The sequence below is a fragment of the Streptacidiphilus rugosus AM-16 genome (genome assembly GCF_000744655.1).
Taxonomy (GTDB): domain Bacteria; phylum Actinomycetota; class Actinomycetes; order Streptomycetales; family Streptomycetaceae; genus Streptacidiphilus; species Streptacidiphilus rugosus.
Window position 1 is genome coordinate 53,149 of the sequence record NZ_JQMJ01000004.1, and the last position, 25,406, is coordinate 78,554.

General features: G+C 72.5%; 25 protein-coding genes. 9 read left to right on the top strand and 16 right to left on the bottom strand.

The window, feature by feature from the left end; genetic code table 11:
- Window positions 1-123 precede the first annotated feature (123 nt).
- From BS83_RS08995 to BS83_RS09035, 9 genes are all read right to left on the bottom strand, one after another.
- Complete coding sequence (locus tag BS83_RS08995; RefSeq protein WP_037603341.1) at window positions 124-1,785, bottom strand: APC family permease; 1,662 nt, start codon at window positions 1,783-1,785, stop codon at window positions 124-126.
- Complete coding sequence (locus tag BS83_RS09000; protein WP_084713262.1) at window positions 1,782-3,248, bottom strand: MFS transporter; 1,467 nt, start codon at window positions 3,246-3,248, stop codon at window positions 1,782-1,784. The genes BS83_RS08995 and BS83_RS09000 overlap by 4 nt, the downstream gene beginning before the upstream one ends.
- Window positions 3,249-3,309: 61 nt before the next feature.
- A complete protein-coding gene (locus BS83_RS09005) occupies window positions 3,310-4,458 on the bottom strand; it encodes an ABC transporter substrate-binding protein (protein WP_051942853.1) in 1,149 nt (382 codons plus the stop codon).
- On the bottom strand, window positions 4,455-5,324 hold the full coding sequence (locus BS83_RS09010; protein WP_037603342.1) for an alpha/beta fold hydrolase: 870 nt from the start codon (window positions 5,322-5,324) through the stop codon (window positions 4,455-4,457). The genes BS83_RS09005 and BS83_RS09010 overlap by 4 nt, the downstream gene beginning before the upstream one ends.
- On the bottom strand, window positions 5,321-6,031 hold the full coding sequence (locus BS83_RS09015) for an ABC transporter ATP-binding protein (protein ID WP_198035187.1): 711 nt from the start codon (window positions 6,029-6,031) through the stop codon (window positions 5,321-5,323). The genes BS83_RS09010 and BS83_RS09015 overlap by 4 nt, the downstream gene beginning before the upstream one ends.
- Entirely contained in the window at window positions 6,024-7,661 is a 1,638-nt protein-coding gene (locus BS83_RS09020; RefSeq protein WP_037603344.1) for a branched-chain amino acid ABC transporter ATP-binding protein/permease, read from the bottom strand. Before BS83_RS09020 ends, BS83_RS09015 begins: the two co-directional genes overlap by 8 nt.
- 4 nt (window positions 7,662-7,665) lie before the next feature.
- Window positions 7,666-8,541: a branched-chain amino acid ABC transporter permease gene (locus BS83_RS09025; RefSeq protein ID WP_037603345.1), complete on the bottom strand. Its 876-nt coding sequence runs from the start codon at window positions 8,539-8,541 to the stop codon at window positions 7,666-7,668.
- 80 nt (window positions 8,542-8,621) lie between these two features.
- The gene (locus BS83_RS09030; protein ID WP_037603346.1) at window positions 8,622-9,149 is read right to left on the bottom strand and encodes a YbhB/YbcL family Raf kinase inhibitor-like protein; all 528 of its coding nucleotides are present in this window, start codon (window positions 9,147-9,149) and stop codon (window positions 8,622-8,624) included.
- A 33-nt stretch (window positions 9,150-9,182) separates the two neighbouring features.
- Window positions 9,183-9,839, bottom strand: coding sequence for an IclR family transcriptional regulator (locus BS83_RS09035; RefSeq protein WP_084713264.1), 657 nt, complete (start codon window positions 9,837-9,839; stop codon window positions 9,183-9,185).
- Between the two features lie 110 nt (window positions 9,840-9,949).
- On the opposite strand from BS83_RS09035, the gene leuC reads away from it, so the two are divergent.
- From leuC to BS83_RS41590, 5 genes are all read left to right on the top strand, one after another.
- A complete protein-coding gene (leuC, locus tag BS83_RS09040; RefSeq protein WP_037603347.1) occupies window positions 9,950-11,347 on the top strand; it encodes a 3-isopropylmalate dehydratase large subunit in 1,398 nt (465 codons plus the stop codon).
- Between the two features lie 27 nt (window positions 11,348-11,374).
- A complete protein-coding gene (gene leuD / locus BS83_RS09045) occupies window positions 11,375-11,995 on the top strand; it encodes a 3-isopropylmalate dehydratase small subunit (RefSeq protein WP_037603348.1) in 621 nt (206 codons plus the stop codon).
- A gap of 75 nt (window positions 11,996-12,070) precedes the next feature.
- The gene (locus BS83_RS09050) at window positions 12,071-12,730 is read left to right on the top strand and encodes an L-threonylcarbamoyladenylate synthase (RefSeq protein ID WP_051942855.1); all 660 of its coding nucleotides are present in this window, start codon (window positions 12,071-12,073) and stop codon (window positions 12,728-12,730) included.
- A complete protein-coding gene (locus BS83_RS41585; RefSeq protein WP_051942856.1) occupies window positions 12,727-14,016 on the top strand; it encodes an MFS transporter in 1,290 nt (429 codons plus the stop codon). The genes BS83_RS09050 and BS83_RS41585 overlap by 4 nt, the downstream gene beginning before the upstream one ends.
- A 130-nt stretch (window positions 14,017-14,146) precedes the next feature.
- On the top strand, window positions 14,147-14,830 hold the full coding sequence (locus tag BS83_RS41590; protein ID WP_157597090.1) for a response regulator transcription factor: 684 nt from the start codon (window positions 14,147-14,149) through the stop codon (window positions 14,828-14,830).
- A 35-nt stretch (window positions 14,831-14,865) separates the two neighbouring features.
- Here the strand turns inward: BS83_RS41590 and BS83_RS09070 are convergent, their stop codons facing one another.
- The 5 genes from BS83_RS09070 to BS83_RS09085 all read right to left on the bottom strand — a co-directional run bounded on the left by BS83_RS09070 (window position 14,866) and on the right by BS83_RS09085 (window position 19,807).
- Entirely contained in the window at window positions 14,866-16,251 is a 1,386-nt protein-coding gene (locus tag BS83_RS09070) for an MATE family efflux transporter (protein WP_084713265.1), read from the bottom strand.
- A 93-nt stretch (window positions 16,252-16,344) separates the two neighbouring features.
- Window positions 16,345-17,352 carry a TauD/TfdA family dioxygenase gene (locus tag BS83_RS09075; RefSeq protein WP_037603351.1) on the bottom strand — a complete coding sequence of 336 codons (1,008 nt, stop codon included), beginning with the start codon at window positions 17,350-17,352 and terminating at the stop codon, window positions 16,345-16,347.
- 339 nt (window positions 17,353-17,691) lie between these two features.
- Entirely contained in the window at window positions 17,692-17,991 is a 300-nt protein-coding gene (locus tag BS83_RS46355; protein ID WP_198035188.1) for an acyl-CoA dehydrogenase family protein, read from the bottom strand.
- On the bottom strand, window positions 17,910-18,791 hold the full coding sequence (locus BS83_RS45270) for an acyl-CoA dehydrogenase family protein (protein WP_051942859.1): 882 nt from the start codon (window positions 18,789-18,791) through the stop codon (window positions 17,910-17,912). Before BS83_RS45270 ends, BS83_RS46355 begins: the two co-directional genes overlap by 82 nt.
- Complete coding sequence (locus tag BS83_RS09085; RefSeq protein ID WP_084713267.1) at window positions 18,785-19,807, bottom strand: ScbA/BarX family gamma-butyrolactone biosynthesis protein; 1,023 nt, start codon at window positions 19,805-19,807, stop codon at window positions 18,785-18,787. Before BS83_RS09085 ends, BS83_RS45270 begins: the two co-directional genes overlap by 7 nt.
- Before the next feature lie 179 nt (window positions 19,808-19,986).
- Between BS83_RS09085 and BS83_RS09090 the strand changes: the two genes are divergently transcribed.
- Both BS83_RS09090 and BS83_RS09095 read left to right on the top strand, forming a co-directional pair.
- Window positions 19,987-20,661: a ScbR family autoregulator-binding transcription factor gene (locus tag BS83_RS09090; protein ID WP_084713268.1), complete on the top strand. Its 675-nt coding sequence runs from the start codon at window positions 19,987-19,989 to the stop codon at window positions 20,659-20,661.
- A gap of 106 nt (window positions 20,662-20,767) precedes the next feature.
- On the top strand, window positions 20,768-21,904 hold the full coding sequence (locus BS83_RS09095; protein ID WP_037603353.1) for a hypothetical protein: 1,137 nt from the start codon (window positions 20,768-20,770) through the stop codon (window positions 21,902-21,904).
- A 148-nt stretch (window positions 21,905-22,052) separates the two neighbouring features.
- On the opposite strand, the gene BS83_RS09100 is transcribed toward BS83_RS09095, so the two are convergent.
- Both BS83_RS09100 and BS83_RS09105 read right to left on the bottom strand, forming a co-directional pair.
- Window positions 22,053-22,688, bottom strand: a complete 636-nt coding sequence (locus BS83_RS09100) for a hypothetical protein (RefSeq protein WP_051942860.1) — start codon at window positions 22,686-22,688, stop codon at window positions 22,053-22,055.
- 260 nt (window positions 22,689-22,948) lie between these two features.
- Entirely contained in the window at window positions 22,949-23,593 is a 645-nt protein-coding gene (locus tag BS83_RS09105) for a ScbR family autoregulator-binding transcription factor (RefSeq protein WP_232248178.1), read from the bottom strand.
- Between the two features lie 314 nt (window positions 23,594-23,907).
- Here BS83_RS09105 and BS83_RS41600 point away from each other — a divergent pair, with 314 nt between their 5' ends.
- Together BS83_RS41600 and BS83_RS09115 are read left to right on the top strand one after the other, a co-directional pair.
- Complete coding sequence (locus tag BS83_RS41600; protein ID WP_198035190.1) at window positions 23,908-24,501, top strand: TetR/AcrR family transcriptional regulator; 594 nt, start codon at window positions 23,908-23,910, stop codon at window positions 24,499-24,501.
- A 235-nt stretch (window positions 24,502-24,736) separates the two neighbouring features.
- Entirely contained in the window at window positions 24,737-25,405 is a 669-nt protein-coding gene (locus BS83_RS09115; protein ID WP_037603354.1) for a class I SAM-dependent methyltransferase, read from the top strand.
- Window position 25,406 lies beyond the last annotated feature (1 nt).

The following is a 25,406-nucleotide window of genomic DNA, read 5'->3' on the forward strand; positions in this document are numbered from 1 at the left end:
ACGGGCCCGGCAGCGAGGGCCACCAGCCGCGGCGCGGCTCGGCCGGCACGGAGCTCGGCGTACGGGCAGGCCCGGCGCGCCTTCTTGGGGGGATCCGAGGGCGCGCCGGGCTCTGGTCCGGCGTCAGGCGACGGCCGTGGCGGGCGGGGCCGGGAGGTCGCGGGACTCGTCCGCGGCGACGGCGGTGACCACGGCTTCGGCGGGCAGGGCCTTGCGGACGGCGTAGTAGTAGACGGCCAGACTGTAGGCCGTGACGGTGGCGAGGTCCCACCAGTTCGGGAGGATGCCGCGGGCGGCGGTGCCGTAGCGGCCCAGGTAGCCGATGAGCAGCATGCCGCCGAGCCAGGGGGCGATCCACAGGGCGGAGCGCCAGTGCAGGTCGGTGCGGGCTTCGGCGGGGGTCAGGCGGCGGATGCCGGCGAAGACGGTGAGGCCGAGGGCCAGGGAGGCGCAGATCTTCCAGTTGGCCTCGAAGCCGGACCAGTAGACGGTGAGGTTGGCGAAGACGAACGCGAGGGGCGACAGGACCCGCCAGGCCGGGGTGCGGTAGGGGCGGTGGCGGAAGGGGTCGCGCAGGCGCAGGGCGTGCAGGGCGACCGGGGCGTAGGCGTACATGATCATGGTGGCGGAGGTGACCAGGCCGACCAGGGACTGCCAGCTGGGGAACGGGAGCAGGCACAGTTCGCCGATGACGAAGGCGGCGAGGATCGACCAGACCGGGACGCCGCGCACGTTGATCCGGGCCAGTTGGGCGGGCAGGGAGCGTTCCCGGCCCATCGCGTAGGTGATGCGCGCGGTGGTGCCGACGTAGACGAGGCCGGTGGCGGCCGGGGAGACGACGGCGTCGAGGTAGAGCACGAAGGCGAGCCACCCGACCCCCAGGGCGCTGGCGATCTGGGCGTAGGGGCCGAAGGCGCCGGCCCCGATCGGACTGGCCCAGCCGTGCACGAGGTTGGCCGGGACGAGCGCTCCGATGAACGCGGCCTCGAGCAGCAGGTAGACGACCATGCCGATGACGGTGGAGACGATGACGGCGCGGGAGACGTCCTGCTGCGGGCGGCGCGCCTCGCCCGCCATCTGGATGGCCTGTTCGAAGCCCTGGAGGGCGAAGACGACGCCGGCGGGCAGCGCGGCGAAGACTCCGTGGACGCCGAAGGGCATGAAGCCGCCGCCGGCGGTGAAGTTGCCCGCGTGGAAGGACAGGGTGACCAGCACGACGACGGTCAGCAGCGGGACGAGGGTCTTCCAGACCACGGCGACGGCGTTGGAGTCCGACAGCATGCGCACGCCGACGAGGTTGATCAGGGTGAACAGGAGCAGGAACGCGCTGGCGATGGCGATGCCCGGCCAGGTCAGGTCGCCGTGGGGGTCGAGAATGGTGACGTGGCGGCTCACCCAGCCGATGTGGGCGGTGTAGGACAGGGTCGCCTCGACCTCGATCGGGGCGATGGTCACCGCCTGAAGGAAGGTCATCCAGCCTGCGGTGAACGCGGCGAGGGGTCCGAAGGCGAAGCTGGGGAACCGAGCCGTGCCGCCGGCGAAGGGGTAGGCGGCGCCGAGTTCCGCGTGGACGAGGGCGATCACCAGGAGCATGACGGCGGCGAGGGCCCAGGAGATCAGGGAGGCGGGCCCGGCGACGGTGGCGGCGGTCAGCGCGCCCAGCAGCCAGCCGGATCCGATGATGGAGCCGAGCGAGACGAACATCAGGCCCCAGAACCCGAGGTTGCGCTGGAGGCCTCTGGGGGCGCCGGTGACGTGCACGGGGGCGGTGCTGGTCGTTGTCATGGGTTGTTCTCCTTCGTGGCGGACGGTGTGCGGGAGGACACGTGCAGGGGCCGGGGTCGGTCGGCCGGGGTGGCGATGCCTTCCAGGGGGCGGGCGTTGGTGGCGGGCCCGAAGGCGGCGATGACGAGCGCGACGGTGACCATGGCGGCCGCGGAGACCGTGAAGACCCAGGCCGTGCCCGCGTTGTGGAGCAGCGGCACCAGGACGAAGGGCATGGCCGCGGTGGACAGGCGCGACATGGCGTAGGCGCTGCCGGTGGCGACGGCACGCACCGAGGTCGGGAAGAGTTCGGTCTGGTAGACGTGGAAGGCGTTGGAGAAGACGTTGGAGACCATCGTGTAGGCGAGGCCTGCCAGGACCAGCCACACGGGGCTGGCGGCGAGCGCGTAGCCGAGGCCGAGGGCCGCCATCAGCAGCGCGGAGCCGGTGATGAGCCACTTGCGTTCGACGCGTTCGATCAGGGGCAGTGAGAGCAGGGATCCGATCGGGTAGCCGAGGTAGGCGGCCGCGGTGTAGCCGAGGGAGCCCACGACGGAGTAGCCCTTGGCGGTCAGCACCAGCGGGGCGAGGCTGCCGAAGCCGTAGTAGCCGAAGGTCTGCAGTGTCTGGAAGGCGCCCATGAGTGCGGTGTTGCGGGCCAGCGGTCGGCGCAGCAGCGCGCGGATGGGCAGGCGGGGCGCGGGGTCGATGTCGTGGCGGGGCGGGGCGAGGGGACCGCGGCGGGCGGCCTGGTGTTCGAGCTCGGCGGTGATGCGGGCGGCTTCGTCGTGCCGGCCGACGGCCTCGAGCCAGCGGGGCGACTCGGGCAGGGCGCGGCGGACGAAGGCGACGGCCACGGCGCCGAGGGAGCCGGCGACGAGCAGCCAGCGCCAGCCCTCGAGGCCGAGCAGGTGTGAGGTGGCCAGGGTGCGGCCCAGCAGGCCGACCACGGGGACGCCGCAGAAGGCGACGGTGTAGGCGACGGCGATGAACCGGCCGCGGACGCGTTCGGGCAGCAGGTCGGCGAGATAGGTGTCGGCGACGGGGAGTTCCGCGCCGATGCCGATGCCGGCGACGAACCGGGCGATGACCAGCCACAGCAGGGTGGGGCTGAACGCGCCGGCGAGCGAGGCGGCCGAGTAGAGCGCGAGCGTGGTCAGGAACGCGGTGCGGCGCCCGATCCGGTCGGCGACCAGCGGCAGGACGCAGGCGCCGAGGAAGGCTCCCAGGAACGCGGAGCTGAGGATCCAGGGGAGCCGGCCGGCGGTGACGTGGAAGTCCCGGACGAGGGTGGCGCTGAGGACTCCGGCGAGGAAGACCTCGTACAGGTCGAAGAAGAGGCCGAGGCCGATGACGGCGGTGATCCGGCGGTGGGCGGGCAGGACGGGGAGTCGGTTCAGGCGTGCCGCGACGGAGAACACGGCGACGGGGGCCCCGGGGGTGGGCGCCGTGTTCGCTGCGCTGGTGGGGATGGCCTGCGTCATGGGTGGTGGGCTTTCTCCTGGGTCGCGGGGGCGGCCGGGTGGCGCCGCCCCCGCGGGCTGGTCAGTTGATCGGGCTGTAGACGCCGTTCTCGATCACCAGGGGGACGGCCCGGTAGTTGCCGTCGCGTCCGGCGGTGAAGTTGAAGCTGCCGAGGACCGTGTCGAGGTTCTTCGTCTGCTTCAGCCCGGCGAGGATGCCGGCCCGGTCGGCGCCGCCGGTGGCGATGGCGTGGGCGAGGATGAACGCTCCGGCGTAGGCCTGGGCGCCGAACTGGTCCGGGTCGGTGCCGTAGGCCTTGCGGTATTCGGCGACGAAGGCCTTGGACAGGGGGTCGGCGGAGTGGGAGTCCCAGGCCGAGGCGACCAGCGTGTTGTTCGCCGCGGCACCGGCTCCGCCGATGAACTTGGGGCTGTTGAAGCCGTTGCTGCCGACCACGGGCTGGTTCAGGCCGAGTTGGCGGGCCTGCTGCAGCAGACCGATGCCGCCCTGCGGGACGGCGGCGACGAACAGGGCGTCGGGGTTCGCCTGCTTGGCCTGGGTGAGCTGGGCGGCGAAGTCCTTGTCGGTGGAGGCGAAGGACAGCTTGGCGGCGAGCTGGATGCCCTGGGCCCGCATGGCGGCTTCGAAGGTCTTGGCGGAGGAGGTGGTGGTGGCGTCGTCGTCGGCGTAGAGGAGGACGGCGCGCTTGATGTGGTAGCGGGCCTTGGCGGCGGCGACGGCCTGCGGGACGAGTTGGCTGTCCGTCAGGGAGTCGCGCCAGATCTTGTCGCCGACGTCGGTGATGCCCTTGGTGGCGGAGGCGGAGACGAGCAGCACCGGCACTCCGGCGCTCTGGGCGACCGGGGAGGTGGTCTGGGCGCTGGTGGAGGAGGTGGGGCCGATGATCGCGGCCACCTGGTCGGCGTTGATGAGCTGGTCGTAGAGGGTGGACGCCTGGGCGACCTGGGAGTGGTCGTCGGTGAACTCGAAGTGGATGCGGCGGCTCGCGAGTATGCCGGAGGCGTTGATGTCCTTCTCGGCGAGTTTCAGCGCTCTTTGCTGGGCGGTGCCGAAGGGGGCGGCCGCGCCGGTGGTGGAGACGACGACGCCGATGTTCACGGTGCCGTCGCTGCTCGTCGCGCTGGCGGTGCCGGCGCAGCCGGAGGCGAGCAGGCCGAGTGCGGTGGCGGCGGCGGAGGCGGCGAGGGCGCGGCGGTTGCGGGGGTTCATGAGACTCCTCGGTCGGTGAGGTGGTGCGCGGCGGTACTGGTCACGAATTCGGTGACCAGGGCGTTGAAGCGGTCGGGCTCCTCGAAGAAGGGCAGGTGGCCGCTGTCGGGGAAGAGTTCGAGCCGGTGGTGCGGCAGGGTGGCGATGGCGCTTCGGGCGCTATCGAGTGGCACCCGGGGGTCTTTGCCGCCCCAGACGACGAGGGTGGGGGCGGTGACCTGGTGCAGCCGGTCGCGCACGTGCCACTGGCCGGCGAGGTGGGGGTCCATCAGCTCGGAGAGCATCAGGGTGTTGGCTGCGGTGCGTCCTGGCAGGGCCTGGGCGGTGGTGAAGGGCAGCAGGATCTCCATGAGCTGGTGCCGGGCGGCGGGCGCGAGATGGCGCAGTTCCCTCTCGACGTCCTGGTCCGAGCACTGGCCGGCTGCGGTGAGGGTGCTGCGGGTGAGGGTGTCGCGGACGGAGTCGTAGATCTGCTGGGCGCTGTGGAAGGCGGAGGCGGAGGCGGTGAGGACCAGCCGTTCGACGCGCCGGGGGGCGGCGAGGTGGGCGAGGACCGCGACCTGGGCGCCCAGGGAGCTGCCGAGCACGGTGAACCGGTCGTGGCCCAGGTGGTCGGCGACGGCCAGGACCTGGTCGCGGCAGAGGGCGGCGACGGGGCGGCTGGTGTCGGTGGGGGCGTCGCTGTAACCGCAGCCGGGCAGGTCCAGCGCGGCGACCTGGAAGTGGTCCGCCAGGCCGCGCACGGTGGGCGCGAAGAGGTCGGCGCTGAGTCCGCCGCCGTGCACCAGGACGAGGGCGGGCCCTCGGGTGCCGGCGGTCAGGATGCGGGTGCGCAGGCCTCGGATGCGCGCGAAGGCGATGTTCATGCCGGGCTCGTGGCGAGCGGGCGGGTCGCGCCGCCGCCGAGGTAGGCGGCGGCGACCGACTCGTCGGCGAGCAGGTCCTGCCCGGTGCCGGTGACCGCGAGGCGTCCGGTCTCCAGGACGGCGGCGCGGTCGGCGACGGCCAGGGCGCGGCGGGCGTTCTGCTCGACCACGACGACGGTGGTGCCGTCGGCGCGTATCTGTCCGATCAGGTCGAAGACCTGAGTGGCCATCAGCGGGGACAGGCCGAGGGTGGGCTCGTCGAGCAGCAGGACGCGGGGGCGCAGCAGCAACCCGCGGGCGATGGCGAGCATCTGCTGCTCGCCGCCGCTGAGGGTGCCGGCGGGTGCGTGCCAGCGCTGGGTGAGGATCGGAAAGCGGTCCAGTACGCCGGTGCGGTCGGTTCCGGCGATCGCGAGGTTGTCGCGGACACTCATGCGGGCCTGCACGGCGCGGCCTTCGGGGACGAGCACCAGGCCGGCGCGCACGCGCCGGTGGGAGGGCATGCGGGTGATGTCGCGTCCGTCGAAGACGACGCGACCCGCGGAGGGGCGCAGCAGTCCGGCGACGGCTTTGAGGGTGGTGGTCTTGCCGGCGCCGTTGGCGCCGACCAGGGCGAAGGTGGAGTCGTCGGGGACGGCCAGGTCGAGGCCGCGGACGACGTCGGGGGTTCCCGGGTAGCGGACGCTGAGCCCGGTTGTCTCAAGCACCAAGGTAGGCCTCGATCACTCGGGGGTCGTTGACGACCTCGTCGGGGGTTCCTTCGGCCAGGGGGGCGCCGGAGGCCAGGACCAGGACGCGGTCGCAGGCACGGCGGATCATGGCCATGTTGTGTTCGACCACCAGCACGGTGTGGCCCTGGGCGGCGTGCTCGCGGATGGTGTCGGCGAGTTGCAGGGCTTCGCTCTCGTTCATGCCGGCGGCGGGCTCGTCCAGGATCAGCAGGCCGGGCGAGGCGGCCGCGGCGCGGGCCATCTCCAGGCGGCGCTGGTCGCCGTACGCGAGCGCTCCGGCCAGGGCGGTGTCGCGGCCCGGCAGTCCGGCGCGGCCCAGCAGTCCGGCGGCGCGGGCGGCCAGGTCGCGGTCGACGCGGCGGCCCTTGGGCAGGGCGAGGATGCGGTGCCAGGCGGTGGCGGGCAGGGTGGTGACGGCCCCGGCGGTGACGTTGTCGCGGCAGGTCTGGTCGGCGAAGACGCGCAGGTTCTGGAAGGTGCGGCCGATGCCGCGGCGCGCGATGCGGTGCACCGGCTCGCCGGTGATCTCCTGGCCGCCGAGGTGGACGCTGCCGCGGTCGGGCCGGTACTGGCCGGTGATGACGTTGATGAGGGTGGTCTTGCCGGCGCCGTTGGGACCGATGAGGCCGAGTACTTCGCCGGGGGCGGCGTGCAGGGTGACGCCGGTCAGCGCCTTGACGCCGCCGAAGGAGAGGCTGACGTCCTCGATGTCGAGGGCGACGGGGCGGGCGGGGGCGGCGGGCAGTGGTTCGGCGACGGGGGCCGGGGCCCGCCGGGGCAGCAGACCGCCGAGTCCCTGCGGCAGGAACAGCACGACCAGGACGAGGATGGCGCCCTGCAGGGCGACGCTGATCCAGCCGGCGCCGACGCCGAGGTCGATCAGGCCCTGTGGGATGAGCGTGATGGCGACGGTGCCGAGGACGGTGCCGGTGACGCGGCGGGTGCCGCCGACGACGGCGCACATGACCACGGCCAGGGTCTGCTGCAGCGTGTAGTTGCCGGGGTCGATGTGGTAGTCGTGCAGGGCGCCGAGTGCGCCCGCGGTGCCGGCCAGCGCGCCGGAGAGCGCGAACAGGCGGATGCGGGTGGCGGCGACGTCGACGCCCTGGGCGCGGGCGGCGGGCTCGTCGGCGCCCAGGCTTTCGGCGCTGACGCCGAATCGGGTCCGGGCGAGCCGGGCGATGACCCAGCAGGCGGCGAGGGCGGTGATCCAGACGGTGGGCGCCTGGACGGTCCGCGGGATCGGGCCGAGGCCGACCGGGCCGCCGGTGAAGCCGAAGTTGACCAGGGCGAGGCGGATGACCTCGGCGAAGGCGACCGTGGCGATGGTGAGGTAGACGTGCCGCAGCCGGGCGACGGTGGCGGCCAGGAGCAGTCCGACCAGGGCGGCCGCGGCGGCGCCCGCGGCGGCGGCGAGCGGCCAGGGCAGGTGGGCGTGCAGGATCAGCAGGGCGCTGGTGTAGGCGCCGACGGCGCCGAGGCCGCAGTGGGCCAGGGAGAACACTCCGGCGCGCATGAGCACCGTCATGGACAGGGCGTACAGGACACCGATGCCCGCGTTGGACAGCAGGCTCTCGTTGGCGAGGTAGAAGCTGGTGAGGTTCACGGGCTCAGGCCTCTCTGGTCTGCACGGCGCCAAGGAGGCCGCGGGGGCGGACCAGCAGGACGGCGAGGATGACCGCGAATGCCGCGATGTCCTTCCAGTCCGCGCCCAGCCAGACGATGGTGGCGACCTCGGCGAGGCCGAGGAGCAGGCCGCCGAGGGCGGAGCCGACGGCGGAGCCCATGCCGCCGAGGATGATCGCGGCCAGGCCCTTGAGCTCGACGGAGTGGCCGAGGTCCGGGGTGATGCTGTTGAACTGCAGCACGAACAGCAGTCCGGCGAGGCCGCCGAGGACGGAGGAGAGGGCGACGGTGGAACGGTAGGTGCCCTCGACGTTGATGCCGGTGACGCGGGCGCCGGTGGGGTTCTCGGCGACGGCGCGGACGCGCCGGCCCCAGGCGGTGTACCGCAGGGCGGCGGCCAGGGCGGCCATCACCGTCAGGGCGACGGCGCCGCAGAGGATCTGGGCGAGGGTCACGTCGGCGCCGAGCAGGTGGAGGCCGGTGGTGGGCAGCCAGCCGTCGGGGAAGGTCTGCGGGTCGGGGCCCATCCAGCCGAGCATGGCGGCGTCGAGGACGGCGCCGAGCCCGATGGCGGCGACCAGGGTGCGCAGGTCGGCACCGGGGCGGCCGCGCAGTCGGCGCAGCACCGCCTGGTCGAGCAGGACGCCGACCACGCCGCAGCCGGCCATGGTCACCGGCGCCGCCGCCCACAGCGGCAGGCCGGCGCGGGCGCAGACCAGGGTGAGGTAGGCGCCGAGGGTGAAGATGGAGACCTGGGCGAGGTTGAGGATGTCGAGCACGCCGAACAGCAGCGAGAAGCTGACGGCGAAGAGCGCGTAGACGGCGCCGAGTGTGAGGCCGTTCGCGAGGTACTGGAGCACGGGTTGTCCCCCTTCGTGTGTGCGGCGTGCGGCCGCGGTGGGCGGCGGGCGGGAGGTGGGGCTCCCGCCCGCCGGACCCGTCAGCGGACCGGCCGCAGGACGGCGCGGGCCAGGGTGTGGGCGGTGAGGTTGAAGCCGACGAGGGCGGGGCTGAGGTCCGGGGCCACGTCGAGGGCGTCGGTGTCCAGGGCGTGGACGGCGAAGAGGTAGCGGTGCGGACGGTCCCCGGGCGGCGGGGCTGCGCCGTCGTAGCCGTCGCCGCCGAGGTCGTTGCGGGTGTGGAAGGCGCCGTCGGCGAGCTTGGCCTCGCCGCCCGCTCCGGTGGGGAGTTCGGTGGTGGTGGCGGGGAGGTTGACCAGGAGCCAGTGCCAGGCGCCGCTGCCGGTGGGGGCGTCGGGGTCCAGGCAGGTGACCGCGTAGGAGCGGGTGCCCGCCGGTGCGCCGGACCAGGACAGGTGCGGGGAGGCGTTGCCGCCGCCGGCGCTGTGGTGGGCGTGGGCGTCGGCGATGCGCTCGCCGGAGGCGATGTCGTTGCTGGTGAGGGTGAAGTCGGGGACGGCCGGGAGGAAGTTGTAGGGCTCCGGCGGGGTGGGACGGTCGAGGTTCATCTGGTTCTCCTTCTCAGTGGGTGAGACGGGCGGTCACAGGCGCTGGGCTGCGTGCAGCAGTTGGCGCCGGATCGCGGCGGCTTTCGGGCGGATCCTGCGGGCGGGGCCGCTGACGCTGAGGGCGGCCCTGATCTGGCCGTCGTCGCCGGGGACGGGCACGGCCACGGACCACACGCCGGGTTCGTCCTCGCGTGGCCCTTCGCCGAAGCCGCGCAGGCGGATCCGGTCGAGTTCGGCCGTGGTGTCGAAGCGGTGCTGGTCAAGGGCCCAGGCCAGGAGAACCTTGCCGGGGGCGGTGGCGGGCAGCGGCCATCCGGTGCCGCGCGGGACGGTGTCGCGCAGTCCCTGGTCGGGCTCGACCGAGGCGATGCACAGACAGCGGTCGTCCAGGCGGCGGTAGAGCTGGACGCTTTCCCCGGTCCGGTCCCGCAACTGACGCAGCACCGGATAGTTCACGCGTATCACCGGCTGGGATTCGCCCGCGCTGTTCCAGGCCCGCACCCGCATGCCGACGCTGAGGTAGCCGGACTGGGCGCGGTGCAGGACGTCGTCCTCGACCAGTTGGGCGACCAGCCGATGGGCGCTGGATCCGGGGATCCCGGTGGCCTCCCGTACCAGGTCAACGCTGTTCGCACCGGCCACGACGGCATCGACGATGGCCAGGACTCGGTCCATTCCAGTTCTGGGCATGACGTCCGGTTTCCCCTTCGCGCAACCGAGCTGACTGTGGTTAACTTACGACCCATCCGAAGGACGAGACAGTTCGTTTCACATACTGGACACTCTGAAAGTAGGGAACCGTGGCACCGACCACCCTCGTCGACAAGATCTGGGACCGGCACGTCGTCGATCGCGGCGAGGCCGACCTGCTCTACATCGACCTGCATCTGCTGCACGAGGTCACCAGCCCGCAGGCCTTCGAGGGCCTGCGCATGACGGGCCGTAAGGTCCGCCGGCCCGACCTGTCGATCGCGACGGCCGACCACGACGTCCCGACCGCCAACACCCACCTGCCGCTGGCCGACAGGATCGGGGCCAGGCAGCTGCAGCTGCAGATCGACAACTGCCGGGAGTTCGGCGTCGAGCTCCACCCGATGAACACCCCGGGCCAGGGCATCGTCCACGTCATCGGCCCGCAGATGGGCCTGACCCAGCCGGGCATGACCATCGTCTGCGGCGACAGCCACACCGCCACCCACGGCGCTTTCGGCGCGGTCGCGTTCGGCATCGGCACGAGCCAGGTCGAGCACGTCCTGGCCACCCAGACGCTGCGGATGGCCCGGCCCAAGTCGATGGCCGTCACCGTGGACGGGACGCTGCGCCCCGGGGTCACCGCCAAGGACCTGGTGCTGGCCGTCATCGCGAAGATCGGCACCAACGGCGGCACCCAGACGCTGATCGAGTTCCGCGGCGAGGCCGTGCGGCAGCTGTCCATGGCGGGCCGCATGACGGTGTGCAACATGGCCATCGAGGCCGGTGCGCGCAGCGGCCTGGTCGCGCCCGACGAGACGACCTTCGCCTACCTGGAGGGCCGCGAGCGCACCCCCAGGGGCGCCGCGTGGGAGCGGGCGCTGGAGGACTGGCGCACCCTGCACAGCGACGAGGGCGCGGTGTTCGACCGTGAGGTCCGTCTGCACGCGGACGACATCTTCACGCAGGCCAGCTGGGGCACCAACCCCGGTCAGACGGTCGGCATCGACCAGAACGTGCCGGACCCCTCGGCCTACGCCGACCCGTCCGAGCGGGCGGCCGCCGAACGCGCCCTGGAGTACATGGGCCTGACACCCGGTCAGGCCATGCGCGACATCGCGATCGAGACGGTGTTCATCGGCTCCTGCACCAACGGCCGGCTGGAGGACCTGCGGGCCGCCGCCGAGGTGCTGCGCGGCAGGAAGGTCAACCCGCGGGTCCGCGCGCTGGCCGTGCCGGGGTCCGCGGTCATCAAGGACCTGGCCGAGGCCGAGGGCCTGGACCAGGTCTTCCTGGACGCCGGCTTCGAGTGGCGTTCGCCCGGCTGCTCGATGTGCGTGGGCATGAACGGCGACATCGTCGCGCCGGGCACGCACAGCGCCTCCACCTCGAACCGCAACTTCGAGGGGCGGCAGGGCCCGCAGGCCCGCACCCACCTGGTCTCCCCGGCCACCGCCGCCGCGACCGCCGTGGCCGGCCACCTGGCCGCCGCCGCCGACCTGTCCTGACCGTACGAGCAAGAGAGCGACAAGACCATGGACCCCGTCACCCGCATCCGCGGCCGCGCCGTGCCGCTGGACCGCTCGGACGTCGACACCGACCAGATCATCCCCGCCGTGTGGATGAAGAAGATCGAACGGACCGGCTTCGAGGACGGCCTCTTCCAGAAGTGGCGCCGCGACAGCGAGTTCGTGCTCAACCGCCCGGAGCGGGCGGGCGCGACCGTGCTGGTCAGCGGACCGAACTTCGGCTGCGGCTCGTCCCGTGAGCACGCCCCGTGGGCGCTGCGCGACTTCGGCTTCAAGGTCGTCATCACGCCCGGCTTCGCCGACATCTTCCGCAACAACCTGCCCAACGTCGGCCTGGTGCCGGCGTGGGCGGATCCCGAGACGGTGCGCGCCCTGCTGGACGCCACCACCGCGGACGCCTCGGTGGAGATCACCGTCGACGTGGAGAACCGCCTGATCCAGTGCCCGGAGGCGGGCGTCGTCGACGCGCCGTTCTTCCTGGACGACGCGGCGCACTACCGGCTGGTCAACGGCCTGGACCTGATCGACATGACGCTGCAGCTCGACCAGGCGATCGCCGAGCACGAGCAGCGCCGCCCGGACTGGCTGCCCACCTGCAACGGCCAGGTCGCCGTCGCCGCCGGCTGATCCGCCCCGACCGGGTCCGGAGCCGTTCCCCCGGCGGCTCCGGACCCCCACCGTTCGAGAAGGGAAACCCCTGCCGTGACCCGCATCATCCGCCCCGGCGACGTCCAGGGCCTGATCTCCGCCGCCGACCGGCTGCGCCGCGGCGCCGTCGTCGTCGTACCGACCGACACCAACTACGGCGTGTTCTGCGACCCGTTCAACCCCGAGGCGGTGCGCCGCGTCTACGAGATGAAGAAGCGCGACGGCGGCAAGCCGCTGACGCTGTACGTCTCCTCCCCCACCGAGTGGCAGCGCTGGGCCAAGGACCCGGGTCATCCCGGCCTGGACGGCCTGCTGGACGAGGTCTGGCCGGGCCCGCTCAACATCATCGTGCGCAAGCGCCCCACCGTCCCCGACTGGGTGACGGCCGGTCAGGAGTCCGTCGCGGTCTTCCACAACCGCAGCCAGGTGCTGAACCAGCTGGCGATCTACGCGGGGCTGCCGCTGGCGGCGACCTCCGCCAACATCAGCGGGACCATGGACACCGGCCTGGTCGACTTCGACACCGCGGTGGAGCACCTGGGCGAGCACATCGACCTGGCCGTCCAGGGCTCCGGCGCCTCCGCCTACACCTCCTCCAGCACCATCGTGTCGCTGCTGGGCGAGCGCCCCGCGATCGTCCGCCAGGGCGACATCGGCCCCGAGATCGTCGGCCGCCACCTGACCGACCTGGCCGTCCCGGCCGACGCCCGATGAGCGCCCCCACCGCCACGGCCCCCGCCACCGCGGCGGGGGCTGCGGCCGGGACGGGCGCCCCCACGGCGGCGCTGCGCGCGCTGACCGGGTACCGCGTCGTCTCCCGCGCCTACTTCCACCTGCCGGTGCTGTTCGTCTTCCTGTTCCGCGGCCACCTGCCGCTGTGGGGGGTCGAGACGCTGATGGCGGGCTACGGGCTCACAGTGGCCGCGGCGCCCCTGGCGCTACGGCCGCTGACCCGGCGTCTGTCCCTGCCCGCTACCCTGGCGGTCGGCGAGAGCGTGAAGATCGCCGGCCTGGTGTGCCTGGCGCTCGGCCCGGGCTGGACCAGTGCGGTCGTCGGGCAGGTGCTGTCCGGCGCCGGTTTCGCGCTGACCGCGGGCACCGACTCGGCGCTGCTGAGCACCCTGACCTCCGGCGCGGACTTCCGCCGCAGGGAGGCGACGACGCAGGGCTGGATGTTCGCGATCTCCTTCGCGGCCGGCACCACCGGCGCGCTGCTGTTCGGCCGGGCGCACACGGCGCCGTTCGCCGCCTCGGGCGGCGCGGCCGCGCTGGCCCTGGTCTGCCTCGCGCTGACCGCGGCCGGGCTGCGCGACCGGACTGCCGCGCCGGCCCCGGCTGCGACCACGGCTTCGGCATCGGCATCGGCATCGGCATCGGCATCGGCATCGGCTCCATCGTCGGACGCGGCTGCGGCTACGGCCGGAGAGGAGCGGGCCGGGGACGGGGCCAGGTTCTGGCAGCAGTACTACGCGCTCAACCGGGCGTTCCTGCTGGCCCCCTACGTCGGCTTCATCCCCTACCTGCTGGCGGCCCGGCTGCATCTGGGACTGTCCTGGTTCGGCGCCGTGCTGGGGCTCTACACCCTGAGCGGATTCGCCGCGGCCCGGCTGTCGCCGAAGGTGATGGCCAAGGGCAGCCCCCGGCAGCTGGCCGCCCTGTCGACCGTGCTGACCGCCGGTGGGCTGGCCCTGCTCGCCGTGCCCAGTCTGGTGACCGCGTTGGCGGCCATCGTCGCACTGGGTCTGGCGGGCGGGTTCATCCGACCGATCGGCATGGCGAACCTCGAGCCCTACCTGCAGGGCCTGTCCGCACAGGCCCGCAGGACGATGACCGGACGGATGGAGCAGCAGCAGGCCGTGTGGTCGGCCCTTCTGCTGGTGGCCGGCGGGCTCCTGCTACCGGTGCTGTCCACGGTCGGGCTGTTCCTGGTCCTGGCGCTGGCCAACCTGGTCGTCCAGACCGTCGTCCTGCTCGGCGCACGAAGGAACAGCGCCGGCTGAACCGCCCGCTGCGGCCCTGCCCCTGGCAGGGCCGCAGCCGTCTGCCGGGGATCGGGGGCGAAGGCCCCGGCTGGCTGAGGCGACACACCGACCGTCACTTCGTCCGGAGAGGGGAAAGGGTGGCACCCGCATGCGAACAATCGACGACGAGAGAATGCCGCGGCCGCGCGGCGCCCGGAAGGAGACCGCCGTCTTCCTGGCGGACCCGGACCCGCTGGCCCGGCACGTGCTCCAGGACGCGCTGCGGCGCAGCGGCCTGGCGGTGACGGCGGCCAGCATGTCGCCGCGCCCCAAGGCGGTCGTGGCCAGGGTCGACGCGGCGGTGCTGGCCACCGATCACCGCGACTCGCCGCGGGACAGCATCCACACCTGGACGCAGCACCGGGTCCCGGTGCTGCTCATCGGGGTGGGCTGGACGCAGGACCGGCTACACGCCGCGTTGTCGGCGGGAGCGATGGGCTGCCTGGTGAAGGACAGCGCGACCGAACGGCTGGGGCCGGCGGTGCGGGCGGTGGTGAGCGGACACATGGTGCTCTCCCCCGACCTGATGGAGCTGTACGCGGGGGCCCCGCGTTCCGGGCAGCAGGTAGAAGGGCCGGTTCTCGTCGGCCGTTCCGCCACCCTGCTGACCTCCAGGGAGCGGGAGGTGCTGGCGGTGCTGGCCCAGGGCCTGTCGACGGCCGAGGCGGCCCGCCGTCTCGGGGTCTCCCCCGCCACGGTCAAGAGCCACATCTCGCACGCCCTGACGAAACTGGGGGCGCGGAACCGGATCGAGGCGATCCTGATGACCCGCCCGGACCTCAGCCGGGTCTGAGCGACGCCCGGGCCCCCGCGGAGTCGTCGGCCGGCTCAGACGCCGAGGCGAATCCACCGGTCGCCTCTGGCCCTGGCGCCCAGGAACGCGACGCGGACGGCGAGGAACACGCCGAACACCGCCCAGACGGCGGTCAGCGAACCGTGGTAGACGCAGCCGGCTGCCGGGATCACCGCCGCGGCGGTGCCCGCACCGGCCCAGGCGAGGTAGCGGCCGTCCCCGGCGCCGATCAGGACGCCGTCCAGAACGTAGACGGCCGCCGCCAGCGGCTGCAGCAGCCCGATCACCGGCAGGCTGTCGGCGAGTGCGTGACGCACGGCGGGCTGGTCGGCCAGCAGGCCCAGGTAGAGGGGCTGCGCCGCCCAGAGCACGGCGCCGAGTGCGGTCCCGGCGAGCACCGCCGCGAAGGTCATGCGGCGCACCGCGATCCGGGCCGTGCGGGGCTCCCCGGCCCCGAGGAGTCCGGCGACCACGGTCTGCGCCGCGATGGCGACCGCGTCCAGGGCCAGCGCGAGGAACATCCACAGGGAGAAGCCGAGCTGGTACGCGGCCAGCGGCGCGGCGCCGAGCGTGGCGGCGGCGCCCGCCAGGACCACGATCACCGAACGCATCGTCACGGTTCGCACCACCAGGGCGACGCCGGCGCGGGCGGCCCGCATCATCCCTGCGGGGTGCAGCCGCAGGCTGAGCCGGCGACGTGCGGAGTCACGTGCCACGACGGCCGCGAGGGCGGTTCCCATGGCGGTCTGGGCGATGACGGTCCCCCACGCGGAGCCCGCCACGCCCCAGCGCGCTCCGAAGACCAGTTCGGCGTTGAGCGCGGTGTTGACGGCGAAGCCGCAGGTGACGACGGTCAGCACGGTGCGGGAACGCCGCAGGCCGCGCAGTACCCCGGTGGCCGCGGTGGCGACCAGGATGCCCGGCAGTCCGAGCGCGCTGATGCGCAGGTACCGGACGGCCTGGGCGGCGATTCCGCCGGTGCCGCCGAGCAGGTGCACGGCCTCGGGGGCCGTCGCGGCGACGACGGCTGCCAGCACGACCCCCAGGACCAGGCCGAGGCCGACACCGTCGATGCCGGCCCGCAGGGCTCCGTCGCGGTCACCGGCGCCGATGCTGCGCGCCGCGCTCGAGGTGGTCGCGTAGGCGAGGAAGACGCAGGCGTTGACCAGGGCCGCCAGGATCGTCGCGGCGAGCGCGACGCCGGCCAGCGGGTCGGCGCCGAGGCGGCCGACCATGGCGCTGTCGGCGAGGAGGAAGGCGGGTTCGGCCACCAGGGACCCGAGGGCGGGCAGCGCGAGGCGGACGATGTCGGAAAGCGTGCCGACGCGACGCGCGGCGGGCGGGGTGGCGGCGGGCGGAGTGGCGGCGGGCCCGCCGGCAACTGCCTGCGGGCCGACGGCGGGAGCGGAGGTGGTGGTCATGGTGGCCGGTCTGTGGGAGGTGGTGGTGCGGGCGCATGGCTGGGGGGAGAGCCAGGCGCCCGCACCGGCCGGGCGACGGGAGTCGGCCGGGGGTCAGTCCGCGACGCGGCCGACGACGCCGTCGAGCCAGTCGCTGTTGTGGCGGTCCGCGGCGCTCTGGTCGCGGAAGGCGTAGGTCTTCAGCAGCCAGCGCTGGCGGGCGCGCTCGGGGTCGAGGATCTCGACCATGTCGCGGCTGTGCAGACCGTCCTGGTTCGCCAGGACGAACAGGTCCCGGTCCAGGATCTTGTGGCGGCGCTTCTTGGACTTGACGATGGCGTTCTTCAGGGCGAGGAGCGCCTCGTAGGCCGCGATCGGGGCGTCCGGCGCGACCCGCGTGCGCGTGTCGTAGTAGCGCAGGCTGTGGTCGTTCTCCAGGATGGCGTGCGGCTCGGAGACCGTCTGCGTGGAGTTGGAGTCACGCGAGTAGCGGTCGAAGGGGGTGATGAAGAGCGGCTGACGCAGCGTCTGCTGGTGCTCGTCGGTGAGGTTGGCCAGCACGTCGCGGCCGTCGGCGAAGCCGGTGTAGATCTGGTCCTCGACCGGGCAGCGCATGCCCAGCAGCGCCAGGAAGTCGGCGCGGACCGGATGGGCGGTTCGGTCGTTGTGGAAGTACAGCTCGCTGTCGGTCTTCTGGGTCTGCGTGCCGGTGTACCGGTTGACGGCGTAGACGTCGTGGAAGAAGTCGCCGTTGTTGCGGGTCTCGTAGGCCAGCAGCGGGGTGCCGACGACCTGGCCGAAGAGCTCGAGGAAGGTCTCCCCGACGAAGGTGGTCTTCTTGCGGTACTTGTCGGCGACCGGGTCGTCCTGCTCGAAGAGCGGGATCTCGGCGTCGACGGGGCAGTTGCGCAGGACGTGGGCGTCGGACTCGCCGGACTCCCGCTGGGCCCGCACGGTGGCGCAGGCCTGGAGGAAGTAGGCGGGGACCTCGCCGCGGGCGAGAACGTCGCCGACGGCGGCGGAGAAGGCGGAGTAGTCCTCATAGGGGTTCTTGGCCACCGCCGAAAGAAGGTGGAAAAGCTCGTCACGCTGCGCATCGGTGAAGCTGAAAACGGGCTCCATGGCTGGGGCGCTCCTTGGATGTCTCGGGATGCTGTCGTGCCGCGCTCGATGCTTCTTGCGCGGAGCGGCGGCAACATCGGCCGTTGGTTGAACTCCAGTTCGGGGAGCGAGATTTGGCTCGGTGCGCGTAGGCCGTTGGTGGAGGCGCCCGGAGCCGGGTCGAGGATCTCCACCCCGCGCGGGCGAGGACGGGGCTCCTTTCCGCGGCGGTGGAGGAGCGGGAGGGGCGTGGGATCGACAAAGAAGAATCCATCTGGAAGGTATGTTTTAGGACCGGAAGGCACGCCCGCTCCCTGGCGGGGCGGACGGGCCGTCGGTCGGGCTCGGAACATCAGGGCATCAGGACATCAGGGCTTCCAGGTGTCGGTCGTAGGCGGCGTCCAGATCGAGCGTGGCGTGACCGGCGATCGCGTGCACGTCGCGCCAGCGCCGCAGCAACGGCTCCCCCGCACCGTGCCCGCGGGCACCGGCGACCCGGACAAGACGTTCGACCGCCCGGACGCACCAGTCGACCGCCACCGCGCAGTCGCGCACGTTCTCGGCCACCGCGAAGGGCGTCACCTCTCCCGCGTCGGCGCGGCCTGCCGCGCCGAGCAACAGCAGCCGCGCACCCCGCACCTGGGCCGAGGCCTCCGCCACCGCGGCCGCCGTACCCGGGCGGGCCGGGCCGGCCCCGCCGCACTGCGCTGCCGGAGCGCGGCGACCACGTCCGCCACCGCGGCCTGCGCGGCGCCCAGTGCGGGGGCCGCGAACATCAGGCCCGCCACCAGGGGGAAGGGCACTCGGTGGCAGCGGGCCGCATCCGGGTCGCGGTGCGGCCGCGCCAGGTCGTCCAGGGTCATGGTCGACCAGGACGGGACGAACACGCCGTCGAGCTCCACGCTGTTGCTGCCGCTGCCCCGCAGGCCCACATGGTCCCAGGTGCTCAGGATCGTGCACCTGCGCACCGGCACCGCGAAGATCCGGTGCTGGTCTCCCGTCCGGCTGGCCAGCAGGATCCACTGCGCGTGGTCGACGCCGCTGGCGGGGGTCCACCTGCCGCTCAGCTGCCATCCGCCGGACACCGCGACGGCGCTTCCCTGGGGAGGAACGACCGCGGCGGCGATGCGGGTCTGCGCCCCCCTGGCCCACACCGCGGCGCGGCCGCGTTCGGGCAGATAGGAAGCCAGGCGACCATGGGCGGCGAACAGCGCCGCGCACCAGGCCGTGGAGGTGCACCCCTCCCCCAGCTCGGTGACCGCGCGCACGAGTTCGGTGAACGTCCCGGCCCGGCCGCCGTGGACGGCGGGAACGAAGTGGGCAGGAAAGCCGGCGTCGCTGATCTCGGTGGCCGTGACGTCGTCCAGGCGGCACCGCTCCTCGACGGCCTCGGCGCGCGGTCGGACGTGGGCGGTGAGGAGTTCAGCCGCGGACAAGAGTCCCGGGGCGATGGTCACCATGATCCCTGCTCCTCCTTCAGCGACCAGACGGTCAGTCCGCCGGCCACGACACGGTCGTTCTGAATGGCCGTCACCTCCCATACCCCGGTGCCCGGCTGGGTGGCGGCTCGGGCGGCCGCCCTGATCCGGACCGGTGCGTGGAAGCCGACGAAGGTGTTGAACTGGACGCCGATCCGCAGCAGTCGCGGGCGGACGGCGTCGCCCGCCCGCCGTCGTCCGGCGGCGTAGGAGGCCTGCCGAAAGGCCTCGACCAGCACCATCCCGGGGATGTGGTCGACCGGATGGTCGAAGTAGCCGGGATGGCCGGTGTCCGTCACGAGCGTCCAGCCCTCGGACCCGCCGCCCGAGGCGAGCAGCACGTCGGTGGGCCATCGGCACCCGACCGCCTCGGGCTCCGCCATCGCGGCGGGGCCGCCGTGCCTGCCGGGGCGCGGAAAGGACAGACCACTGCCGGGTCCGGCGGCCCGCAGGCGGGCGTAGTAGTCCGGGGCCAACGCCTCCCACCGGAGTGTGCCGTGACGGCGGATCACCCCGTCGGCGACGACGTCGGCCTCCAGAGCCGCGCCGAACCTGCGCGCGGTGGAGACGTGGCGCACGCAGCCGAGCTCCAGCGTCGCCTCCTGCCGCCGGGCCGGCCGCCAGGCGGAGAGGGCGGGCGTCTCCACCGTGACGCCGCAGAGCAGGAACTGGTGGTCGTGGGGAATCGCGTAGGCGCTGTGGGACAGGTGGATGGCGCTCTGCCGCATCGCCTCCGCGAACAACACCGGTTCGCCCTGGGGGTCGCTGTGGAACAACCGCCCCCGCGTCGGCCAGCGGGCGCCGACGCGGAAACGGTCCTCGGCCAGCCGCTCCACGTTCCTGAGCAGGACGGCGGCGGACGCCTGTTTGTGTACCATCTGCTGCGGGACCGTCACTTCCCTTCGGATCCCTACCGGTTCCGGACCTCTCGGCACCGGGGGCGGGCCCTCCCCCGCCGAACGGTCAAGCAGGGCCGAACCTTGGGCTTGCTGGACCATGCACCTCTCCCCCCATCAGGCGCGGGGAACGTGGGGCGTTCCCGCGTCGCACTGCCCTCCTCGGCGAACCGGGCTTAAAATATTCCGGTCGGCCGGTATATTACAAGCGCCGCTCACCCAGCGGACCGGCTTCACAGGTCGGGAACCCCCGGCCTGTTCGTGGAAAGGGCACCCCTCCGATGAGCCACACCACCCCTCACGCCGTCCCTCACGCCGTCCCTCCGGCCGTGCCCAGCGTCTGGACCAGGCGCAGCACCGGGGCCTCACCCGAACTGCGGCAGGAGCGCGCGGTGCGCACCCGCGCCGACGTGCTGCACGCGGCGGCGGAGTGCTTCGCCGAACACGGCTTCCGTTCCACGTCCCTGAAGGAGGTGGCCGACCGGGCCGAACTGACCAAGGGCGCGGTGTACTTCCACTTCCCCACGAAGGAGGCCCTCGCGGTCGCGGTCATCGAGGAGCACTACTCCACGTGGCCGCAACTCCTGGCGGAGCTGGCGGCCGAGGACCTCGGCCCCTGGGAGCTGGCCATGGAGATGCTCGACCGGGCGGCGCTCGCCTTCCGCGACGACGTCGCGGTCCGGGCGGGAGCCCGTCTGCAGATCGAACGCTCCCTGATCGACGCGCCCCTGCCTGAGCCCTACGTGGGGTGGGTGGAGGTGCTGACCGAACTGCTCGAGCAGGCGCGCCGGGCCGGCCAGTTGCAGCCGGACGTCGATCCCGCCGTCGCCGCCCGATGTCTGGTCGCGAGCTTCTTCGGCATGCAGCACATCTCCGACGTGCTGCACCGCCGGGCCGACATCCTCGAGCGCTGGGCCGAACTGCAGAAGACCTTCGCGAAGGCCATGCACGCCTGAGCACGACCCGTACATCCCTTGGAGGAGCGACCATGCCCCGTGCCGCCAGCGGCACCTGCACCACGCACTGTCTGCACGAGGCGCTCCGCCCGGGGGTTGCACAGCGATGACCCGCCCCGCCACCGAACTGGAGTTCGTGGGCACGCTGGATGACTACTGGTCATACACCAAAGTCCGCGACTGGATCCTGCTCCACCCCGATCTGGGCCGCACCGCGCTGCACCTGTACCTGCTCCTGCGCTCCATGCTCAGCGAGAAGCGCAGCACCTCGCTGCGCCGCATGTCCGTCGACCAGCTGTGCTGGCTGCTGCCCGGCATCAACGGCAAGCCGATCAGCAAGCGGACCGTCGAGGAGGCCCTGCGGGAGCTCAACCAGCTGGGCCTGGTGACCAATCCCGACCGGGAACGCCTGGTGACCTCGACCGGGCGGAACGGGATCACCAACTCCCTGCGCCGCTACCAGGTCAACGACCTGCCCACGGACCCCTACCAGGGGTGGCGCAACACCTGGGACAAACTCGACGCCTACCACCCCGACTGGCGCGCCGACCCGCCCGTCGCGCCGACCCACGGGATCCGGCCCGCCGTCGAACCGCGGAAAAACGCGGTCCGAACCAACCGGTCGTCCGACGACGCCGTCGAACCGCAGTTTTCCGCGCGGGCCGCGCGGAAAACTGCGTCCCGTCCGCAGAAATCTGCCCGACCGGAGCAGAAAAAATCTTCCGGCGCGCCGCTCACCAGCGAGAACGCGGCTCCCAAAGAAGGCTTTCCAAGAAGTTCTTCTCTCGCTGCACGGGCGGGTGGTCGCGGTTCACGGATCGAGCCGGCCGAGCACTCCGGGAGAGAGAACGCCGCACCGGCGGAGACCGCTTCGGTCGAAGCGGTCGCCGCAGCGCGGTTGATAGCCGAAGCCTGGTCCGACGGCGTGCGTCAGGGCGGCGGAGCGCGTATGCCGCGGCGTCAGGCGGCCCTGCAGGAACAGGCTGCCGACCTGCTCCAGGCAGGCGAGGAGGACGTCGACTGGCTCGTCGCCCGCGCCCGGTGGATGGGCCACCGCAAGCCGACCTGGTCCCGCTTCGAGGACGCGCTCACCTTCGAGGGCGACGGCGCGCCCCCGCGCACGGCGGTCACCGCCGCCCGCCTGCCCGCGCCCCGTTGCGGCCACTGCGACGACGGATGGCGCTACCAGGACCCGGAGAACGCGCTGGGCCCCTACCGGTGCCCCGACTGCGCTTCACGGTGACCACGGGAGCCGCCCTGCACGGGAGACAGGGCGCGTCCCGGCAACGGCGCGGGCGCTCGGCGGGCGGGCTCTTCGGCGCGCGGGGCGCCCGGACGGCCGACGAACGCCTGCGCCAGATCGCGCTCAGGGTTCAACGTCGCCCGATGCGTCATCGGGCGTCGTCCTCGAACGGAACTCGCGCGGCCAACCAGGTCCTCAGCTCGGCGCAGGCCGCCCGCTCCTGCGCCTCGGTGCCCCACCACCAGGCGAACGGCGAGACGTCGTTCTGCAGGTCGTCCCACCACCAGTCGGCGCACTCCTCCAGATGCCGACTGGCCACGGGCCCAAGCCCGGCGTCCCACCATGCCAGCCACGGCGTGACGGACGACGTCGCGGTGACGCAGCTTTCGAAGACCTCCCGAGCCGAGGTCGGCGGAGAGTCCTGTTCCAGGGTCCCGAGCCACCAGGCCTCCAGAAAGCCGCGAAGAGCCTGCACCTGCTGGTCGGGCCACTGGGTCCAACGGGCGGCCGCGAGCCCCCGGGCCATCAGATCCGGAGAGGTGGCGCCCTGCGCGAGCAATACGGCAACCTGCGGCAGCACCCGACGGATCACGGACGGATGGTCATCCCAATGGCCAGGAACCTCCTCCGCGACCATGCATACCAGGTCCGCGGGCAGGGCGACGTGGGCGGTCCGCAGCAGAGCGATTTCTTCCGCGCTGTAGCAGCGACCGCAGCCGGCTTCGTCCGGGTGGGCCGTCATGCCGGCGAAGGCCTCCGCGACACGGGCGATCGCGCGCTCCATGGGTCGGGCATCCGAGGTGGGCACGGCGACTCCGGTCGTCTACTCCCGCGAGCATGCTCACCGAAGGGAGCGACGTTACCAGGCCGTTCGACGGAGTCGACCGCCAGGCCTACTGCGACACATCAGTGACGACGGGGATCCGGTCGGCGACGCCGAACTGATGCGGGACGCCGTCGATCCGGTCGGCCTGCGCGGCTCCCGACGCGCCACACAGGCTCAGGCGGCTTCGAACAGCCGGGTGGAGAGAGGGCCCGGTCGGGTCAGGCCTGGATGCGGGCGACGATCAGGTCGCGCAGTTCCGCCCAGCGTTCCTGGAGGTCCGAGCGGCCGGTGAGGACGGCGGAGACGTGCTGGACGCCGAAGAAGCCGCCCACCAGGGCGCGGGCGACGGCGGCCGGGTCGACGTCGTCGCGGAGCTGGCCCTCGGCGAGGGCCGCGTCCAGGAGTTGGGTGAGCAGGTGCATCCAGCCGACGTAGGGCTGCGGGAGGTCCGCGTCGATGACGGAGCTCTCCAGCTGGAGGCGGGCACCGGCCTGGACGACGATGTCGTTGGCGAAGGCCTCCGCCGCGCCGTCGAGCATCGCGATGGCGGTCTCCAGGGGCGAGAGGTCGTCCTCGAGGATGCGTTCGAGCAGTTGGGGCCAGCGGGAGTAATGCTCCTCGACCACCGCGACCGCGAGGATCTCCTTGGTCGGGAAGTGGAAGTAGATGGCGCCCTTGGTCATGCCGACCTGGTGGGCCACGTCGAGGACGGAGGAGCTCTTGAAGCCCTTCTCGGCGAAGACGTGCGCTGCTGCGCGCAGGATGTGGGCGCGGGTCTGGATCGCGCGGTCCTGGCGGATGTCGGGGAGCATCCCCTCCGTGGAGGGTCCCGTCCAGCCGGGCATCGAGATCTTGGCTGTCACGCTGCGGTGCTCCTTGTGTCACGGTCGCAGGCTCCGACGGGACGCGCGGCACCCTTGCCCTTACAATATACCTTCTTGTAGGTATATTACAGAGCGCCACTCATAACCGGAAAGTGCCGTTCTGGATCCACGGCTGAGCACGTCGCAGCCGCACGGTGGACCGCGCCCCGCGAAACCGGAGGCGAGAGGTCCGACGCTCCCTCACCGAGCAGTTCCGGCCCGGAGATCAGGCTCTCCCCGACGCGCTGCGCGGGGCATGCGCACTCCAATAACATACCGATCAGAAGGTATCTTCCCGTGGACCAGAGGTGGCGATGAAGCAGGAACGGGCGCGCAGGACACGCGAGAGCATCCTGGACGCAGCCGCCCACGAGTTCGCCAGCCACGGCTACGAGCGGACCACCCTCAAGGCCGTGGCCGACCGGATGAAGATGAGCAAAGGCGCGCTGTACGGTCACTTCACCTGCAAGGACGAGCTGGCCGAGGAGATGATCCGGCAGGCCGGGCAGACCTGGCTCCTGATCCGCGAGAGCGCCGGCGCGCCGGGGAACCCGTGGCACGTGGCGCTGCGCTCACTCGTGACCGGGCTCGCCTGGTGCTCCCAGGAGGACATCCGCTTCGGGGCGGCGCTGCGCCTGCTGGGCGACCGGTCCACCGATGTGGCGTCACCGTCCGGATTCGTCGCCGAGTTGCAGCAGACGCTGGCCGAGGAACTGGTCCGGGCGCAGCGGTCCGGCGGTCTTCCCGACTGGCCGCCGGCGCAGGGGCTGGCCCGGCTGGTGGTCGCGCTGGTCGTCGGGGGCCGGCGGTCCGGTGAGGGCGGGGCCGCGAAGACGACCGCGGAGGATGTGGCCCTGCTCTGGGACATGGTCGAGTCCCTGGCGAGAATGCCCGCCCGGGGCCTGTGACCGCTCGCAAGGCGGGCGAACGGAAGGGGCCGGCGGCGCGATCCCGTGGGATCGCGCCGCCGGCCCCTTCCGCGTTCCCCCACGTCCCCGGCTTGGCCGCGGCTTTGACGCGCCCTGGACCTCCCTTGGCGCGGTGCGCCCAGGCTGGGTGCACGGAAGCGGGAGACAGGTCTCGGGAGACCCCGGACCGTCGACCCACCGTGCCGAGTACGTGCCATCAGCTACGGAGGAAAGCATGACCACGGAGTCCCCCTACAAGGAGCTTCAGTACGGGTGGGAGGCCGCGTACCAGCAGCAGTCCGCCGGCCCGCTCTGGCAGGACGATCCGATCCCGGTGATCCCCCAGGCGATCGAGGCCCTGACCGAGCTGGGCGCCCGCACGGTGGTCGACCTCGGCTGCGGCGACGGCCGCAACCTGGCCGCTCTGGTCGACGCCGGCTTCACGGCTCTCGGGGTCGACATCGCGCCGACCGGCCTGGAGCACGCCCGCAAGATCATCAAGCAGCGCTCCTTCCTGCTCCGCGCGGACGCGACCGAGCTGCCCCTGATCGACGGCAGCGTCGACGCGGTCACCTGCTTCGACGTCTTCGGCCAGATCCAGGACCCGAGCGAGCTCATCAAGGAGGCCCGCCGTCTGCTCACCGACGAGGGGGTCTTCATCACCAACGCGTTCACGCCCGAGGACGAGACCTACGGCGAGGGCGAGGAGATCGCGCCGAACACCTTCGCCTACAAGGACACCCTCTTCCGCTACTACACCGAGGAGGAGATCCGCGCGCTGTTCGACGGCTGGGAGATCATCTCGCTGAAGCGCGTCTCCTGGGACGACCCGCCGCACGGCGACTTCCGTCCCAAGCCGCACCGGCACGACAACTGGATCGTCTTCGCCACCCCCGTGGACTGAC

What these genes read in the sequence shown, in the direction of transcription:
- BS83_RS08995 (WP_037603341.1), bottom strand. Translation starts at nt 1,785, where the DNA reads ATGACAACGACCAGCACCGCCCCCGTGCACGTCACCGGCGCCCCCAGA.
- BS83_RS09000 (WP_084713262.1), bottom strand. Translation starts at nt 3,248, where the DNA reads ATGACGCAGGCCATCCCCACCAGCGCAGCGAACACGGCGCCCACCCCC.
- BS83_RS09005 (WP_051942853.1), bottom strand. Translation starts at nt 4,458, where the DNA reads ATGAACCCCCGCAACCGCCGCGCCCTCGCCGCCTCCGCCGCCGCCACC.
- BS83_RS09010 (WP_037603342.1), bottom strand. Translation starts at nt 5,324, where the DNA reads ATGAACATCGCCTTCGCGCGCATCCGAGGCCTGCGCACCCGCATCCTG.
- BS83_RS09030 (WP_037603346.1), bottom strand. Translation starts at nt 9,149, where the DNA reads ATGAACCTCGACCGTCCCACCCCGCCGGAGCCCTACAACTTCCTCCCG.
- BS83_RS09035 (WP_084713264.1), bottom strand. Translation starts at nt 9,839, where the DNA reads ATGCCCAGAACTGGAATGGACCGAGTCCTGGCCATCGTCGATGCCGTC.
- leuD (WP_037603348.1), top strand. Translation starts at nt 11,375, where the DNA reads ATGGACCCCGTCACCCGCATCCGCGGCCGCGCCGTGCCGCTGGACCGC.
- BS83_RS41585 (WP_051942856.1), top strand. Translation starts at nt 12,727, where the DNA reads ATGAGCGCCCCCACCGCCACGGCCCCCGCCACCGCGGCGGGGGCTGCG.
- BS83_RS41590 (WP_157597090.1), top strand. Translation starts at nt 14,147, where the DNA reads ATGCGAACAATCGACGACGAGAGAATGCCGCGGCCGCGCGGCGCCCGG.
- BS83_RS09070 (WP_084713265.1), bottom strand. Translation starts at nt 16,251, where the DNA reads ATGACCACCACCTCCGCTCCCGCCGTCGGCCCGCAGGCAGTTGCCGGC.
- BS83_RS09075 (WP_037603351.1), bottom strand. Translation starts at nt 17,352, where the DNA reads ATGGAGCCCGTTTTCAGCTTCACCGATGCGCAGCGTGACGAGCTTTTC.
- BS83_RS45270 (WP_051942859.1), bottom strand. Translation starts at nt 18,791, where the DNA reads ATGGTGACCATCGCCCCGGGACTCTTGTCCGCGGCTGAACTCCTCACC.
- BS83_RS09085 (WP_084713267.1), bottom strand. Translation starts at nt 19,807, where the DNA reads ATGGTCCAGCAAGCCCAAGGTTCGGCCCTGCTTGACCGTTCGGCGGGG.
- BS83_RS09090 (WP_084713268.1), top strand. Translation starts at nt 19,987, where the DNA reads ATGAGCCACACCACCCCTCACGCCGTCCCTCACGCCGTCCCTCCGGCC.
- BS83_RS09095 (WP_037603353.1), top strand. Translation starts at nt 20,768, where the DNA reads ATGACCCGCCCCGCCACCGAACTGGAGTTCGTGGGCACGCTGGATGAC.
- BS83_RS09100 (WP_051942860.1), bottom strand. Translation starts at nt 22,688, where the DNA reads ATGGAGCGCGCGATCGCCCGTGTCGCGGAGGCCTTCGCCGGCATGACG.
- BS83_RS41600 (WP_198035190.1), top strand. Translation starts at nt 23,908, where the DNA reads ATGAAGCAGGAACGGGCGCGCAGGACACGCGAGAGCATCCTGGACGCA.
- BS83_RS09115 (WP_037603354.1), top strand. Translation starts at nt 24,737, where the DNA reads ATGACCACGGAGTCCCCCTACAAGGAGCTTCAGTACGGGTGGGAGGCC.